This window comes from Pseudomonas arabinosi, from assembly GCF_047758675.1.
In the GTDB taxonomy this organism is placed as follows: Bacteria; Pseudomonadota; Gammaproteobacteria; order Pseudomonadales; family Pseudomonadaceae; genus Aquipseudomonas; species Aquipseudomonas arabinosi.
Map to the genome: position 1 here is coordinate 5,477,208 of NZ_CP180480.1, position 13,919 is coordinate 5,491,126.

Genomic DNA, 13,919 nt, shown 5'->3' on the forward strand with positions numbered 1-13,919 from the left:
GCTTAAGGCTTTTTCTTGGCTGGAGCGGCGGCGCCTTTAGGCTCCAGCTCGGCCGTCATGTCAGCCAGCAGTTTGTTGACCACAGGCACGGCGCTTTCCAGCTTGGCTTGAGTCATCTGGGCCGATTGCTGAGTCAGCTGCGGCATTTTTTCCAGGACTTTCTTGCCCAGTGGCGACTTGTAGAACGCAACCAGGTCTTTCAGCTCGGATTCGCTGAAATTGGTGGTGTAGAGCTTGACCATGTCCGGCTTCAGCTTGTTCCAGCCAATGGCTTGGTCCAGCGCGGCGTTGGCTTTAGCCTGGTAGGTTTCCAGCAAGGCTTTTTTCGATTCAGGTGCTTTGGTCTGTTCAAAGCGCTGAGCGAACATTTGCTGCACTTGCATGTACACCGGAGTGCCCAATTTGTCAGCGTGCGCCAGAGTCAGGAAAGCTTCGGCACTGGCGTTGTGGCTGGCGGTATCGGCAAAAACAGGGCCGCTGGCGCAAACCAGTGCAACCGCGGTACAGATGGCACGAAGACGAGTCATCGAGTTTCCTTTCTAGCAGGCGAGGTCATTACCCCAAGGGGGACCATTCTGCACCTAAAAAAGTGTGTCACTCAACCCCAAGCCTTGTCTGGCCTGATTTAGAGGGGTTGAATGGTCAAAAAACAGACTGATGGAACCACGGCCGGCGATCACGGCCTAAACTGCGCTATCGACCTACAGGAGTGTGCATGATGAGCCGTATCGAAACTGACAGCCTTGGCCAGGTGGAAGTCCCGGATGAAGCCTACTGGGGCGCTCAGACGCAACGCTCGCTGATTAACTTCGCCATCGGCAACGAAAAAATGCCGCTGGCGGTGCTGCATGCCCTGGCACTGATCAAGAAAGCCGCGGCGCGAGTCAATGACCGCAACGGTGACCTGCCCGCCGACATCGCCCGGCTGATCGAACAAGCCGCCGACGAAGTACTCGACGGCAGCCATGACGACCAGTTCCCGCTGGTGGTGTGGCAGACCGGCAGCGGCACCCAGAGCAACATGAACGTCAACGAAGTGATCGCCGGTCGGGCCAACGAACTGGCCGGTAATGCTCGTGGTGGCAAGTCGCCGGTTCACCCTAACGATCACGTCAACCGCTCCCAAAGCTCCAACGACTGCTTCCCGACTGCCATGCACATCGCGGCAGCCCAGGCGGTGCAACAGCAATTGCTGCCGGCGATCAACGAACTGTCGGGCGGATTGGCCGAGCTGTCCGCGCGGCACATGAAGCTGGTCAAGACTGGTCGCACCCACATGATGGACGCGACGCCGATCACCTTCGGTCAGGAACTGTCGGCGTTCATCGCGCAACTGGATTACGCCGAGCGGGCGATCCGCAGCTCGCTGCCGGCCGTCTGTGAACTGGCCCAGGGCGGCACCGCAGTCGGCACCGGGCTGAATTCGCCCCACGGTTTTGGTGAAGCCATCGCTGCCGAACTGGCCGCCCTCTCCGGCCTGCCGTTCGTCACCGCACCCAACAAATTCGCCGCCCTGGCGGGTCATGAGCCGCTGACCACGCTGTCCGGCGCGCTGAAAACCCTCGCCGTGACCCTGATGAAAATCGCCAACGACCTGCGCCTGCTGGGCTCCGGGCCGCGTGCAGGTTTCGCCGAAGTCAAACTGCCGGCCAACGAACCGGGCAGCTCGATCATGCCGGGCAAGGTCAATCCGACTCAGTGCGAAGCGCTATCGATGCTGGCGTGTCAGGTCTTGGGCAACGACGTCGCCATCGGGTTTGCCGCGAGCCAGGGGCACCTGCAGCTGAACGTGTTCAAACCGGTGATCATCCACAACCTGCTGCAATCGATCCGCCTGCTCGGTGACGGCTGCAGCAACTTCCAGCAGCATTGCATCGCCGGTCTGGAACCGGATGCAGAGAAAATGGCTGAACATCTGGAGCGTGGGTTGATGCTGGTGACAGCGCTGAATCCGCACATTGGTTATGACAAATCGGCAGAGATCGCCAAAAAGGCTTACGCAGAAGGGCTGACCTTGCGTGAGGCAGCGTTGCAACTTGGGTATCTGACGGATGAAGAGTTTGATGCGTGGGTAAGGCCGGAGAATATGCTGGAGGCTGGTGCCAAAGGCTGAGATCTGCGGTGACTGACAGTCCGCCATCGCGAGCAAGCTCGCTCCCACAGGTAATCGCATTCTCCTGTGGGAGCGAGCTTGCTCCGGGCGGCGTTCCGACGATGAACGATGACGCGGTCTAACTTGCCGCTATCCGCACCTTCCGGGCCCTGAGCCCCGCAATCAACGATGGCCCCAACGCCACCAGCGCCGACCCCAGCACCACCAGCACCGCCCCGCCATAACCCAGACCATTGATCGTCTCGGCATGCACATACTCCGGCCATAACCACGCCGCCACTGCCACCGCAGCAAACGTCACCAGCGGCGTAATCGCCAGCGTCGCACTGACCCGTGACGCCTCCCAATGGGCCAGAGCCTCGGCAAACGCGCCATAGGCGATCAGCGTGTTCATGCAGCACGCCAGCAAAAGCCAGCCTTGCAGCGGACTCAGTTGCAGCGCTTCCAGCGGATGCACCCATGGCGTCAGCAACAGCGCACAGAACAGGTAGATCACCATCATCACCTGCAGCGAATTCCACACCGTGAGCAATTGCTTCTGGCCCAAGGCGTAGAACGTCCAGACCGTGGACGCCAACAACACCAACAGCACGCCGGTGGTGTACTCGGTCAGCGAGGTCAGCAACTCGGCGAGCCGCTGATTGAAAAACAGGGCAAAGCCGATCAACAGCACCAGCAGGCCAATCCCCTGCCCCACGCTGAACCGTTCCTTGAACACAAACAGACTGGCGATCAGCAACATGATCGGGCCCATCTGCACCACCAGTTGCGCGGTGCCGGGGCTAAGCAGGTTCAGTCCCATCAGGTACAGCACGTAGTTGCCCACCAGGCCGAGCACCGCCATCAACACCAACCAGCCACCACGCGGCCCGAGCACCTTGCGGCTCGGCAGGCGTTTGGTCGCCGCCAGATAAATGAACAGGCACCCGCCGGACACGATCAGGCGAAACCAGGTCACCGTCACCGGGTCCATCACCAGCAGCACTTGCTTGAGTTTGATTGGCAGGATTCCCCACAACAGCGCGGTCACCAAGGCCAGGAACAGACCGTAAACCCAGCGACCCGATGAAATGTGCATTGCGAACCCCGAAGCCGAGTGGCGAGAAAGGTCATTCTAGGCTTAGAGCCGTTCGGCACACAGGGACAGTTGGGTGTTGGCCGCGAATGAAACTGTGCAGGTCGCACCATTAAATTGGCGCTATGCCGTCGATCGGGTGGCCAGGCGTTGCAAGTGGTTCATGCATAAGCTCATGGGATTCGCCAACAGAAACATTCCTCAGGAGATCGCCATGTACGGCAAACGCGCCCAGGACAATGCCCCCGCCACGCACTTTCGCTGCGACCGGGTGTGTCGTGTGAATGGGGATTTGTATTTCAGCACCCGGGAAAACACCCTGGAGGGACCGTTTGAAAACCCGGAGAGGTTGGCGCGGGAGGTGCAGGCTTACATTGAGCGGATGCTGCTTTTGCGGATGAGCCTGTAGGCCGCGGCGGCGCCATCGCGAGCAAGCTCGCTCCCACAGGGATCTCATGCGTGACATAGATCCAATGTGGGAGCGAGCTTGCTCCGGGCGGCGCTCCGACGATAGCGGTTAATCAGGCAACACAAGTCTTCCGGATTAACGCACTGCTTCAAACAACCCGGTCGCCCCCATCCCGCCACCCACACACATGGTGACGATGCCGTAACGCACGTTGCGGCGCTGCAATTCACGCACGAGATGCCCCACCTGACGCGAACCGGTCATGCCGAACGGATGGCCGATGGAAATCGAACCGCCATTGACGTTGTACTTGTCGTTATCAATCTCCAACCGAATGCGGCTGTACAAACATTGCGAGGCGAACGCTTCGTTGAGTTCCCACAGATCAATGTCGGAAATCCGCAAACCCTTGGCCTTAAGCAACTTCGGCACCGAGAACACCGGGCCGATGCCCATTTCATCCGGCTCGCAACCCGCCACGGTGAAACCACGGAAGAACGCCTTGGGCTTCAACCCCAGTTCCAGTGCTTTTTCCAGGCTCATCACCAGCGTCATCGACGCGCCATCGGACAGCTGCGAAGAATTGCCCGCCGTCACCGAACCGTCTTCGGCAAACACCGGTTTCAATCCCGCCAGGCTTTCCAGGGTGGTGCCCGGACGATTGCAGTCATCGTGATCGACGATGCCGTCAAGGATCTGCACCTGACCGGTGGCCTTGTCTTCAACCCGATACTTCACCGCCATCGGCACGATTTCATCGTCAAACAATCCATCGGCCTGAGCCTGAGCGGTACGTTGCTGACTTTGCAGCGCGTACTGATCCTGTTCTTCGCGCCTGACGTCGTAACGACGAGCGACGATTTCAGCCGTCTGGCCCATCGGGAAATAGATGCCGGGCACCTGCTCTTTCAGCAGCGGGTTGATCAGGTTGTCGGTGTTGATGCTTTTCATGGTCAGGCTGATGGACTCGACGCCACCGGCGACGATGATGTCGCTGCAACCCGAGGCGATCTGGTTGGCGGCGATGGCGATCGCCTGCAAGCCCGACGAGCAAAAACGGTTGAGGGTCATGCCGGCCGTGCCGGTGCCCAGGCGCGACAGCACCGCGATGTTGCGACCGATGTTGAAGCCCTGGCCACCTTCGTTGGAGCCGGCACCGACGATGCAATCCTCGACGCTGGCCGGATCGATGCCCGAGCGCGCCAGCAATGCATTGACGCAATGGGCCGCCATATCGTCCGGACGGGTCAGGTTGAACTTGCCGCGAAAGGATTTGGCCAGGCCGGTCCGCACGCTGTCGACGATCACCACTTCACGCATGGCATACCTCATTGTTGTTGTCGGTTGAGAGTGGACCGAGCATAAGTCCACTGCATTACCGACCGCGACAATCATTCACCCCGCGTATGCGCAACCATCGCTCACTGCTTGTGCTGTTTCACTTTCCGGTCGTGTTTGTCGGACTTTTCGAACGCCTCTTCCAGCGCCAGATTGATGGTGCGCAGGACTTTGACCCGCGCCCAGCGCTTGTCATTGGCTTCCACCAGCGTCCAGGGCGATATCTCGGTGCTGGTGCGATCAACCATGTCGCCGACTGCCGCGCGGTAGGCGTCCCATTTGTCACGATTGCGCCAGTCATCCTCGGTGATCTTGAAACGCTTGAAGGGGATCTCTTCCCGCGCCTGGAAGCGCTCCAGTTGAGTCTGCTTGTCGATGGCCAGCCAGAACTTGACCACAATCACCCCGGCCTCGGCGATCAGCTCTTCAAAATCATTGATTTCACTGTAAGCCCGCAACCAGTCCGCCGGCGGGCAGAAGCCTTCGATGCGCTCCACCAGCACCCGCCCGTACCACGAACGATCGAACACCGTGAACTTGCCCTTGGCCGGGATGTGCCGCCAGAACCGCCACAGATAAGGCTGCGCCCGTTCCTCTTCGGTGGGCGCAGCAATTGGCACGATGCTGTACTGACGCGGATCGAGGGCCGCCGCAACCCGGCGGATCGCTCCGCCCTTGCCTGCCGCATCATTGCCTTCGAACACCGCCACCAAGGCGTGCCGACGCATGCGCTTATCGCGCATCAGGCCGGAGAATCGCGCCTGCTCGGTAATCAGTTGTTCTTCGTAATCGTCCTTGTCCAGACTCTGGGTCAAATCCAGGCTGTCGAGCAGGTTCAACTGATCGACATGGATGGGCAACGGCGCGGCATTGACCTTGTCGGGATGGATCTCGGGACGCTTCAGAGCATTTTGCAGACCTTCGAGCAGGATCTTGCCCACCGCCAAGCTGCGGTAATGAGGGTCCACCCCTTCGATCACATGCCAAGGCGCGTAGTCGCGGCTGGTACGGCGCAACACGCGTTCGCCGTACTTCACGAATTTGTCGTAGGTTTTCGATTGTTGCCAATCCAGTGGACTGATGCGCCAGCTGTGCAGCGGATCATCCGTCAGGGCCTTGAGCCGCGCCTTCATTTGCTTCTTGGAGAGGTGGAACCAGAACTTGAAGATCAGTGCGCCTTCATCGCAGAGCATTTTTTCAAAACGCTCGGACTGGTTGATCGCCTGATCCAGCACCGGGTCCTTGAACAAGCCATGAACCCGGCCTTGCAGCATCTGGCTGTACCAGTTGCCGAAGAAAATCCCCATACGGCCCTTGGCCGGGAGCATCCGCCAGTAGCGCCAGGCCGGGGGCCGCGCCAGCTCTTCGTCGGTCTGCTGATCGAACGTGCGAACCTCGATCAGGCGTGGGTCCATCCATTCGTTAAGCAACTTGACCGTCTCGCCCTTGCCAGCGCCTTCGATGCCATTGATCAGAATGATCACCGGAAAGCGGCGCTGCTGATGAAGTTCGAACTGTGCTTCGAGCAAGGCTTCACGCAGGGCCGGTTCTTCGGCGTCGTAGGTTTCTTTGTCGATGGCGTGACCGATTTCGGCGGATTCGAACATGGATGGCTCCTTCCAGGATTGAGCAAGACTAGCGGATTGACCTCTCCTGCGTGGGAGAAATCCATCTTTGATGGCTGATATGAAACCTGTGGCGAGGGAGCTTGCTCCCGCTGGACGGCGAAGCCGTCCAGGTATCGGCAAACTTGCACTCGGGTGGTGCACAGATAACCCGTTTACGGCTGCTTCGCAGCCGAGCGGGACGGTGCGGCGATCCGACAAGCTCCCTCGCCACAAAAGCAGCGATTGTCCCTGACACCCCCAACCTGACACTTGCCATGGATCAAGCACCGCTCCGGCGATCGGCTAGAATGGCCGCCTTGCCGTTGCCGAGCCTGCCATGAAACCTGTATTGCCCCACGCCCAGCTCGACTGGGACGACCAAGGGCTCCCGCGTTCGCGGGTGTTCGATGATGTGTATTTTTCCGATCTGTCGGGGCTGGACGAAACCCGCTACGTATTCCTCGAACAGAACGCGTTGCGTGAACGCTTTGCCGCGTTGCCGGCCGGCGGTCGATTGGTGATTGGCGAAACCGGTTTCGGCACCGGACTGAATTTCCTTTGCGCCTGGCAGTTGTTCGAACAGCACGCGGTGGCCGGGGCGCGGCTGCATTTTGTCAGTGTCGAAAAGTACCCGCTGAGCCTGCCCGATCTGCAGCGTGCCTTGGCCTTGTGGCCGGAGCTCAAACCGTTTGCCGATCAACTGCTGACGCAATACATCGCGATCCACCCAGGCTTCCAGCGCCTGGTGCTGGACAACGGCCGCGTGACCCTGACCCTGCTGATCGGCGATGCGCTGGAACAATTGCCGCAACTGGACGCGCAGATCGACGCCTGGTTTCTCGACGGTTTTGCCCCGGCGAAAAACCCTGACATGTGGACCGCCGAGCTGTTTGCCGAACTGGCGCGCCTGGCGGCCCCCGGCTCGACCATCAGCACCTTCACCAGCACCGGTTGGGTGCGCCGTCTGCTGAACGCGGCGGGCTTCAAGATGAAGCGCACGCCCGGCATTGGCCACAAATGGGAAATCCTGCGGGGCGTGTTTCTCGGCTGGCCTGAGGAAGTTCCGGTGCCCGCCGTGGCTAAACCATGGTTCGCGCGCCCGATTCCACAAACCGGCGAGCGTCGTGCCTTGGTAATCGGCGCCGGACTGGCCGGTTGCGCCAGCGCCGCCAGCCTGGCGGCGCGGGGTTGGCACGTCAGTCTGCTGGAGCGTCACAATGCGCTGGCGCAGGAAGCCTCGGGCAATCCTCAGGGCGTTTTGTATCTCAAGCTTTCGGCCCATGGCACTGCGTTGTCGCAGTTGATTGTCAGTGGTTTCGGTCACACCCGTCGTTTGCTCGAACATCTGCAACGGGGTGTCGACTGGGATAATTGCGGGGTTTTGCAACTGGCCTTCAACACCAAGGAAGCCGAGCGTCAGGCGCAATTGGCCGCCGCCTTTTCGCCAGACCTGGTGCACTTGCTCGATCAACCGCAAGCCCAGGCTCAGGCCGGCATCGCCCTGGAGCACGGCGGATTATTCTTCCCGCAAGGTGGCTGGGTTCATCCGCCGGCGTTGTGCCATTGGCAGGCGTCTTCGGCGAACATCCAGTGGCTGCCCCATCGCGATGTCCTGGAACTGCGCAAGGTTGATGATCAGTGGCAGGCCTGGGACGGTGATGATTTGCTGGCCAGTGCCCCCGTTGTGATCCTGGCCGGCGCCGCCGAGATCAAACGATTCCCTCAAAGCGCCGAGCTGCCCCTCAAACGCATTCGTGGCCAGATCACCCGACTGGCGCAAACCCCTGAAAGCCAGACCCTGGCCACCGTCGTCTGCGCCGAAGGCTATGTGGCGCCGGCGCGACTGGGCGAACACACCCTCGGCGCCAGCTTCGATTTCAAGAGCGATGACCTCACCCCGACCCTCGCCGAACACCTCGGCAACCTGGCCTTGCTCGAGGAAATCTCCCCCGACCTGGCCACGCGACTGCACGCACAGGCACTGGACCCGCAACAGCTTGAAGGACGCGCCGCGTTCCGTTGCACCAGTCCGGACTACCTGCCGATCGTTGGCCCGTTGGCCGAACCAGCAGCCTTCGTCGACGCCTACGCCGTACTGAGCAAGGACGCCCGGCAAGTACCGGACATTCCCTGCCCCTGGCTTGAGGGTTTTTACGTCAACAGCGGCCACGGTTCTCGCGGCCTGATCACCGCGCCACTGTCGGGTGAATTGCTCGCGGCATGGATCGAAAACGAACCGCTGCCCCTGCCCAGAACCGTCGCCGAGGCCTGCCATCCCAACCGTTTCGCCGTGCGCCAATTGATCCGCGGAAAAGTCTGACGGCGCGCCTTATAACTTATCGGTCTAAAACTCCGGGGATTCAGCCGGGTCAGTTTCAGAGTACCCGCCATTTTGGCGCGGTATCGATTGACCCTCCCCAACGGAAAAACCGGTAAGGAATTTATGTGCGGATTAGCTGGCGAGTTACGTTTTGATCATCAACCTGCAGACCTTGCAGCCATTGAGCGAATCACCCATCACCTGGCCCCTCGCGGCCCTGACGCATGGGGCTTCCATGCCCAAGGGCCGATTGCCCTGGGCCATCGTCGCCTGAAAATCATGGACCTGTCGGACGGTTCGGCGCAGCCGATGGTCGACAACCAATTGGGCTTGTCCCTGGCCTTCAACGGCGCGATCTACAACTTCCCGGAACTGCGCACCGAGCTTGAAAGCCTCGGATATGCCTTCTATTCCGGTGGTGACACCGAAGTGCTGCTCAAGGGCTATCACGCCTGGGGCGAAGCGCTGCTGCCCAAACTCAATGGCATGTTCGCCTTCGCCATTTGGGAGCGCGACGCCCAACGCCTGTTCATCGCCCGCGATCGTCTCGGCGTGAAGCCGCTGTACCTGTCGCGCACCGGCCAGCGCCTGCGCTTTGCCTCGGCGTTGCCGGCGCTGCTCAAGGGCGGCGACATCAACCCGATCCTCGATCCGGTGGCACTCAATCATTATCTGAATTTCCACGCCGTGGTCCCGGCCCCGCGCACCTTGCTGGCCGGCATCGAAAAACTGCCACCGGCGACCTGGATGCGCATCGAAGCGGATGGCACCACCGAGCAGAAAACCTGGTGGACCCTGCCCTACGGCCCACACGCCGACGAGATGAATCTGACACTCGAAGACTGGCGCGACCGTGTACTCGACAGCACCCGCGACGCGGTGGCGATCCGTCAACGTGCGGCGGTCGACGTGGGTGTTCTGCTTTCTGGTGGTGTCGATTCGAGCCTGCTGGTCGGTCTGTTGCGTGAAGTCGGTGTTGAAAACCTGTCGACCTTCTCCATCGGTTTCCAGGATGCCGGCGGCGAGCGCGGCGACGAGTTCCAGTATTCGGACCTGATCGCCAAGCACTACGGGACCCAGCATCACCAATTGCGCATCGACGAAAAAGAGATCATCGAGCAACTGCCCGCAGCGTTCCGCGCCATGAGCGAGCCGATGGTCAGCCATGACTGCATCGCCTTCTATCTGCTGTCCCGCGAAGTGGCCAAGCATTGCAAAGTGGTGCAGAGCGGCCAGGGTGCCGACGAACTGTTCGCCGGTTATCACTGGTATCCACAAGTCGACGGTGCCGAAGATCCGTACGCCGCCTATCGCGATGCGTTTTTCGACCGCAGCTACGACGACTATGCCGCCACCGTGCAGCCGAAATGGCTGACAGCGAATGACGCCGCTGGCGACTTTGTGAAGGAACATTTCGCACAGCCCGGCGCCGATGCAGCGGTAGACAAAGCCCTGCGTCTGGACAGCACGATCATGCTGGTGGACGACCCGGTCAAACGCGTCGACAACATGACCATGGCTTGGGGCCTGGAAGCGCGTACGCCGTTTCTCGACTATCGCCTGGTGGAATTGTCGGCCCGCGTGCCGGGCAAATTCAAACTGCCGGACGGCGGCAAGCAAGTCTTGAAAGAAGCGGCGCGGCTGGTGATTCCGAGTGAAGTGATCGATCGCAAGAAAGGTTACTTCCCGGTGCCGGGTCTGAAGCATTTGCAGGGCGATACGCTGAACTGGGTGCGCGAACTGCTGCTCGATCCGAGTCAGGATCGCGGACTGTTCAAGCCAGAGATGCTCGACCGCCTGCTGACCGACCCACAAGGCCAGTTGACCCCGTTGCGCGGTTCCAAGCTGTGGCAATTGGCGGCCCTGAACCTGTGGCTCAGCGAACAAGGAATCTGATCGATGAAACCCCACGCCACGGCCTACAGCCAACGCTTGTTGCGCGGTCAGGCGCCCTCGTACGAACGCTTGCAGGCGCGCCTGGCCGAAGACGGCAGTGAATTGGGCGCCGCACCGATTGCCGTGCATTGCGGTTGGGGCCGGTTACTGATCGGCCACACCTTCCCGGATGCAGCGAGCCTGGCCCAAGAGTTGCTCAACGAGCACACCGGTGAGCGCGACATCGCCCTGTACGTGGCTGCGCCTCAGCAAGTGCTGGGACTGGAGCCGGCCCAGCTATTCCTCGATCCGTCCGACACCTTGCGCCTGTGGTTCAGCGATTACCGCCAGTCCACTCGGGTGTTTCGTGGCTTTCGCATCCGCCGGGCCCAAAGCGACGCGGACTGGCAAGCGATCAATCAGCTGTATCAGTTGCGCGGCATGCTACCGATCGACGCCAGTCTGCTGACCCCACGTCATCAGGGCGGCCCGGTGTATTGGCTGGCCGAAGATGAGGACAGCGGCGCGATCATTGGCAGTGTCATGGGCCTCAACCATCACAAGGCGTTCAACGATCCGGAAAATGGCAGCAGCCTGTGGTGTCTGGCGGTCGATCCGCAATGTTCGCGACCGGGTGTCGGTGAAGTGTTGGTGCGGCATTTGATCGAACACTTCATGAGCCGTGGGCTGAGTTACCTGGACCTGTCCGTGCTACACGACAACCTGCAGGCGAAAAGTCTTTACGCCAAGCTCGGGTTTCGCAACCTGTCGACCTTCGCGATCAAGCGCAAGAACTGCATCAATCAGCCGTTGTTTCTGGGCCCGGGTCCCGAGGCCGAATTCAATCCTTATGCACGGATCATCGTCGAGGAAGCTCACCGTCGCGGCATCGAAGTGCAAGTCGATGACGCCGATGCCGGCCTGTTCACCTTGGTCCATGGCGGTCGCCGCGTACGTTGCCGTGAATCCCTCAGCGATCTGACCAGCGCCATCAGCATGACGTTGTGCCAGGACAAAAGCCTGACGCACAAAGTGCTCAAGGCTGCTGGTTTGAACCTGCCAGCGCAGCAACTGGCCGGCAACGCCGATGACAATCTGGCGTTTCTCGACGAGCACGAACGGGTGGTGGTCAAACCGCTGGATGGCGAACAGGGCCAAGGCGTCGCGGTGGATTTACGGACCATCGAAGAGGTCCAGCAAGCCATCGAATCCGCCCGCCAGTTCGACAGTCGTGTGCTGCTGGAGAGCTTCCACGAAGGCCTCGATTTGCGAATTGTGGTGATCGGTTTTGAGGTGGTCGCCGCGGCCATTCGCCGACCGGCAGAGGTGGTGGGCGATGGTCAGCATTCCATTGGTGCGCTGATTGAAGCGCAGAGCCGGCGTCGTCAGGCGGCGACCAGCGGTGAAAGCAAAATCCCTCTGGACCATGAGACCGAGCGCACCGTGCACGCAGCGGGTTATGACTACAGCAGCATTCTGCCGGCCGGTGAGCATCTGTTCGTACGGCGTACGGCGAATCTTCATACCGGCGGCATTCTTGAGGATGTCACGGCGGTCCTGCATCCGACCCTGGTGGATGCGGCAGTGCGGGCGGCGCGGGCGCTGGACATTCCAATGGTCGGGCTCGACCTGATGGTGCCCGCTGCCGATCAACCGGAGTACGTGTTTATCGAAGCCAATGAGCGCGCCGGGTTGGCCAACCATGAACCGCAACCGACGGCCGAACGGTTTGTGGATTTGTTGTTTCCGCACAGTCAGCCGGCGGCTTAGCCCCCCTTCCTGATCGTTCCCACGCTCCGCGTGGGAATGCCTCACCGGACGCTCTGCGTCCGCTTTTGGGACGCAGAGCGTCCCTGGCTGCATTCCCACGCAGAGCGTGGGAACGATCAACGCTTACCTAATCAGGAGTTTCCATGACCAGCAAAATTCCGGAACCGGATCTGATCTACCTGCAAAAAGTGCTGCTGGAAATGCTCGCCATTCCCAGCCCGACCGGGTTCACCGACACCATCGTGCGCTATGTCGCCGAACGGCTTGAAGAGCTGGGCATTCCCTTTGAGATGACTCGCCGCGGCACCATCCGCGCCACCCTCAAGGGCAAGAAAAACAGCCCCGACCGTGCGGTCTCCGCTCACCTCGACACCATCGGCGCGGCGGTTCGCGCGATCAAGGACAACGGCCGTCTGACCCTGGCGCCTGTCGGTTGCTGGTCCAGTCGCTTTGCCGAGGGCAGCCGGGTCAGCCTGTTTACCGACAATGGCGTAATCCGGGGCAGCGTGCTGCCGCTGATGGCTTCCGGGCATGCGTTCAATACTGCCGTGGATGAAATGCCGATCAGTTGGGATCACATCGAATTGCGCCTGGACGCCTATTGCGCCACGCGTGCCGATTGCGACTCGCTGGGGATCAGCGTCGGTGATTTCGTCGCCTTCGACCCTTTGCCGGAGTTCACCGAAAGCGGCCACATCAGCGCCCGACATCTCGATGACAAGGCCGGCGTTGCCGCATTGCTGGCGGCGTTGAAAGCGATCGTCGACAGCGGCGAAGAGCTGATGATCGACTGTCATCCGCTGTTCACCATCACCGAGGAAACCGGCAGTGGCGCGGCGGCGGCATTACCGTGGGACGTGAGCGAGTTCGTCGGCATCGACATTGCTCCGGTCGCGCCAGGTCAGCATTCCAGCGAACACGCGGTGAGCGTGGCAATGCAGGATTCCGGCGGACCCTACGACTATCACCTGTCGCGGCATCTGCTGCGTCTGGCCAGTGACAACGAGTTACCGGTGCGTCGCGACCTGTTCCGCTACTACTTCAGCGATGCCCATTCGGCGGTCACTGCCGGACATGACATTCGCACCGCCCTGCTCGCCTTCGGCTGCGACGCCACTCACGGCTACGAACGCACCCACATCGACAGCCTCGCCGCCCTCAGCCGTCTGCTCGGCGCCTACATTCTGAGTCCGCCGGTGTTTGCCAGCGATGCACAACCGGCCAAGGGTTCACTGGACCGGTTCAGTCATCAGATCGAACATGACACGCAGATGGAAAGCGATACGCGGGTGCCGTCGGTGGACAGTCTGGTGGGGCAGCGGTCTGATACCTGACTCTGACTTTTTCGTCGCCTGAGAGATCGCCATCGCGAGCAAGCTCGCTCCCACAGGAATACGCGGTCACCTGTGGGA

Annotated in this window: 10 protein-coding genes; 6 read left to right on the plus strand and 4 right to left on the minus strand. The window is 60.8% G+C overall.

The annotated features are described in order from the left end of the window. Positions 1-2 precede the first annotated feature (2 nt). Positions 3-527, minus strand: a complete 525-nt coding sequence (locus tag ACMXYJ_RS25430; RefSeq protein WP_109633752.1) for a DUF2059 domain-containing protein — start codon at positions 525-527, stop codon at positions 3-5. Between the two features lie 191 nt (positions 528-718). Between ACMXYJ_RS25430 and ACMXYJ_RS25435 the strand changes: the two genes are divergently transcribed. Next, positions 719-2,113 (plus strand): class II fumarate hydratase, encoded by a 1,395-nt coding sequence (locus ACMXYJ_RS25435; protein WP_415757407.1) that lies wholly within the window; start codon positions 719-721, stop codon positions 2,111-2,113. Positions 2,114-2,231: 118 nt separating this feature from the next. Here ACMXYJ_RS25435 and ACMXYJ_RS25440 read toward each other — a convergent pair whose 3' ends face one another. Continuing rightward, complete coding sequence (locus tag ACMXYJ_RS25440) at positions 2,232-3,191, minus strand: DMT family transporter (RefSeq protein WP_415757408.1); 960 nt, start codon at positions 3,189-3,191, stop codon at positions 2,232-2,234. Between the two features lie 211 nt (positions 3,192-3,402). On the opposite strand from ACMXYJ_RS25440, the gene ACMXYJ_RS25445 reads away from it, so the two are divergent. Next, positions 3,403-3,597, plus strand: coding sequence for a DUF6316 family protein (locus ACMXYJ_RS25445; RefSeq protein WP_415760806.1), 195 nt, complete (start codon positions 3,403-3,405; stop codon positions 3,595-3,597). Positions 3,598-3,732: 135 nt separating this feature from the next. On the opposite strand, the gene ACMXYJ_RS25450 is transcribed toward ACMXYJ_RS25445, so the two are convergent. After that, complete coding sequence (locus ACMXYJ_RS25450) at positions 3,733-4,917, minus strand: thiolase family protein (protein ID WP_415757409.1); 1,185 nt, start codon at positions 4,915-4,917, stop codon at positions 3,733-3,735. Between the two features lie 101 nt (positions 4,918-5,018). After that, entirely contained in the window at positions 5,019-6,542 is a 1,524-nt protein-coding gene (gene pap / locus ACMXYJ_RS25455) for a polyphosphate:AMP phosphotransferase (protein ID WP_415757410.1), read from the minus strand. Positions 6,543-6,879: 337 nt separating this feature from the next. Here pap and mnmC point away from each other — a divergent pair, with 337 nt between their 5' ends. From mnmC to ACMXYJ_RS25475, 4 genes are all read left to right on the plus strand, one after another. Further along, the gene (gene mnmC / locus ACMXYJ_RS25460; protein WP_415757411.1) at positions 6,880-8,862 is read left to right on the plus strand and encodes a bifunctional tRNA (5-methylaminomethyl-2-thiouridine)(34)-methyltransferase MnmD/FAD-dependent 5-carboxymethylaminomethyl-2-thiouridine(34) oxidoreductase MnmC; all 1,983 of its coding nucleotides are present in this window, start codon (positions 6,880-6,882) and stop codon (positions 8,860-8,862) included. Positions 8,863-8,985: 123 nt separating this feature from the next. Continuing rightward, positions 8,986-10,758: an N-acetylglutaminylglutamine amidotransferase gene (locus tag ACMXYJ_RS25465; RefSeq protein ID WP_008151236.1), complete on the plus strand. Its 1,773-nt coding sequence runs from the start codon at positions 8,986-8,988 to the stop codon at positions 10,756-10,758. Between the two features lie 3 nt (positions 10,759-10,761). Then, positions 10,762-12,507: an N-acetylglutaminylglutamine synthetase gene (ngg, locus tag ACMXYJ_RS25470; RefSeq protein ID WP_415757412.1), complete on the plus strand. Its 1,746-nt coding sequence runs from the start codon at positions 10,762-10,764 to the stop codon at positions 12,505-12,507. A gap of 143 nt (positions 12,508-12,650) precedes the next feature. Continuing rightward, on the plus strand, positions 12,651-13,841 hold the full coding sequence (locus ACMXYJ_RS25475; protein WP_415757413.1) for an osmoprotectant NAGGN system M42 family peptidase: 1,191 nt from the start codon (positions 12,651-12,653) through the stop codon (positions 13,839-13,841). The last annotated feature ends 78 nt before the right edge of the window (positions 13,842-13,919 follow it).